Source organism: Actibacterium sp. 188UL27-1 (assembly GCF_016901225.1).
Taxonomy (GTDB): Bacteria; Pseudomonadota; Alphaproteobacteria; order Rhodobacterales; family Rhodobacteraceae; genus 188UL27-1.
Genome location: NZ_JAFEUL010000045.1, coordinates 1 through 2,594, shown reverse-complemented (window position 1 = coordinate 2,594; position 2,594 = coordinate 1). Strand labels below are relative to the sequence as shown.

At 56.4% G+C, this 2,594-nt stretch carries 2 protein-coding genes and 1 pseudogene; all 3 read right to left on the bottom strand.

Translation table 11 applies throughout. The features are described 5' to 3' along the window. Positions 1-165: transposase (locus IU397_RS23065; protein ID WP_204417935.1), on the bottom strand; the 165-nt coding region annotated here is incomplete at its 3' end. A gap of 63 nt (positions 166-228) precedes the next feature. Further along, a pseudogene (locus tag IU397_RS23060) lies at positions 229-540 on the bottom strand (sulfatase-like hydrolase/transferase); the annotation flags it as partial. Between the two features lie 3 nt (positions 541-543). Continuing rightward, positions 544-2,472 (bottom strand): TRAP transporter fused permease subunit, encoded by a 1,929-nt coding sequence (locus IU397_RS23055; RefSeq protein WP_204417968.1) that lies wholly within the window; start codon positions 2,470-2,472, stop codon positions 544-546. Between the last annotated feature and the right edge of the window lie 122 nt (positions 2,473-2,594).

Below are 2,594 nucleotides of genomic sequence, written 5' to 3'. Positions count from 1 at the left end.
ATCCTCTTGCGAAACCACTTCCGTGTCTCGGTGCGCCGTAATCCATTTGTGCAGCGTCGACATGCCAACACCCAGATCGTCGGCCACTTGCTTACGCGTAAGCCCACTGGTCAGCGCGATACGCACCGCATCCTGGCGGAATGCGTCCGTCCGTTTCAGTCCCATAGTCCGTCTCCTTTGTTGCAGTAAATGCTATCAAAGGAGCGGCATCAAATCGCGACAAGTCCAGTGCGTCTTGCCGATCAGCCACGACTGCATGCCGGCATTGCGCAGGTGATCGCCCATGGTGAGTTCCCCAACCTTTAGCGGCACGCTGTTATAGGTCGCGCCGTGGCTGGAAACATACCGGCCTGTGTAAGTCGACATGCGCGACGGGCCGCAGATCGGCGATTGGCAATAGGCGCGAGTAAACCGCACACCTTTCTTTGCCAGACGGTCAATATTGGGTGTATGCAGGGTTTTGTGTCCATAGCAACTTAGGTAGTCCCATCGGAGTTGGTCGAACATGATGAACAGAATGTTCTTGATCTCACGGACCATTGCTCAGGCTCCCTTCGCGTTTTCGATCACTTTCGAGCGCAGACGCAGCACATGCCAGCCGACTAGAGCCGTACCCAGAAACAGACCGGCCCAGTTCGCGCTGGCGACAGGCGAGATGAGAAGAGCCGCCGCAGCGAGGCGCAACGCACGTTCCACGCCGCCGAGTGCCGCGCGATCATAGCCGATCAAACTGCTCGAGCACAGATAGAGCGTCGCCGCCAAAAACAGGAGCGATAGCCAAAAGACGCTCTCATCCCCCGCCGAGACCACGATCAGCAATTCGGGGTGAAAGACGAAAGCAAAGGGGATCAAGAAGATCATCGCACCGATCTTGCTACTGATGATGGATGTGGCGATGGGCCGCCCACCCGCGATGGCCGCTGCGGCATAGGACGCAAGGGCGACGGGTGGCGTGATCACTGATGCCACGCCGACGAAGAAGACTAAGAAATGGACGGTCAGCAGGTCCATACCGAATTTCGTGAGCGTTGGACCCATGACGACGACAATTGCGATGTAAGCGGGCAAGGTCGGCATCCCCATACCCAACACGACGCATCCGATGGCGCTGACCAGCAGTGCGAAAAACAGCGAAACCTCGCTGGCCGACGACAGCAAGACAGCGAATTTGGTGGGGACACCTGTCGCCGAAAATGAGGCGACCACGATACCAACAACGGCAATCGCGATGGCCAGTTTGGCGATGCTGCGTCCACCCTCGGCTAGCGCCCGAACAAGCCGTAGCGGTCTCTGTCTGATCTCCGGATTCAGATAACTAGCTGGTAACAGCACAAGAAGCGCGCTGATCGAGGCGCCGGCCGGTGAATATCCGTTGATCAAAAGCCACACAATTAGCGCCAGGGGCAATACAACCAGAATCAAGTTGATGTAGTCTTGAGGCGCAACCTCAAGATCGGCGGCATCGTCTTGACAAGTTTTCAGCTTGATTTTCCCGGCCTGAAAGTAGACTGCCAAGAACAGGCTTGCATAATAGGCGATCGCCGGGATGATTGCTGCTGTTATGACCGTCAGGTAGTTGACGCCAATCAGATCCGCCATGACCAGTGCTGCCGCCCCCATGATCGGTGGAAGAATCTGGCCCCCGGTGGAGGCCGCGGCTTCGACCGCCCCGGCGAAGTTGGGTGAAAAACCGCGCCTTTTGATCATGGGGATCGTGACCACGCCTGTTCCCACCACATTGGCGACGGCGCCGCCTGAAACGGTGCCAAAAAGGGCGGAGGCGGAAATCGCGGCATAGGCTGGACCGCCCTTCAGCCGTCGCATCAGACGGAACGAAATCCGGATCATCGACCGACCCGCACCACAGCCATCCAGTACGCTGCCAAGAATGATGAATGGCAGTACGGTGCTAAGCACAATGCCCATGATGTTGCCCAGAATGCCTTGGTCGGTCGCATACCAGATATTGGCTGCAATGGTTTCAACCATGTCGTGCGGTGCTGTTGCCAACCCGCTGGGCCAATACTGGCCTGTGGCGAGATAAGCGAATGCAATTGACCCCAGAGCTGCAATGGTCGACCCCCATAAGTGCCAGCAGAGGTAGACTGTCACAGCCGCCGCAATTGTCGCCGTGATTGCTTCGGACACGCTGAAGAAAAAGATTGAGGTCGCCATCTTCCGGCTGACGTCAAAATACCCATAGCCCGCATAGGCGATCATTGGCAGGCAGACGATCAGCAATGTAATATGAAGCCAGCCTGCAGGTTTGCTGACCGGCAGGTCCGGGATCACTAGCAATACGGCCGTTAGGACAGAAAGGCCGATAAATGTTGGGCGAAACCAATCAATCGGGAACGGACCAATTTGTGGCAACACTCCAAAGCTCGGCAAGGCATTGAGTAGCCCAATGGCTGCGATTGCTAGACCGGTCGCCAGTGAAGCCTTTTCGAAAGTGTCGCCCGGAACGCTCATGACCTGCTCCCCTGAAATGTCCGGTGTTTTTGGTTAGCCTGTTCTCCAAGAAGGAGACAGATGATGAAGAGAAGCCGTTTCAGTGAAGAACAGATAATCGGGATATTGAAAGAACATCAGGC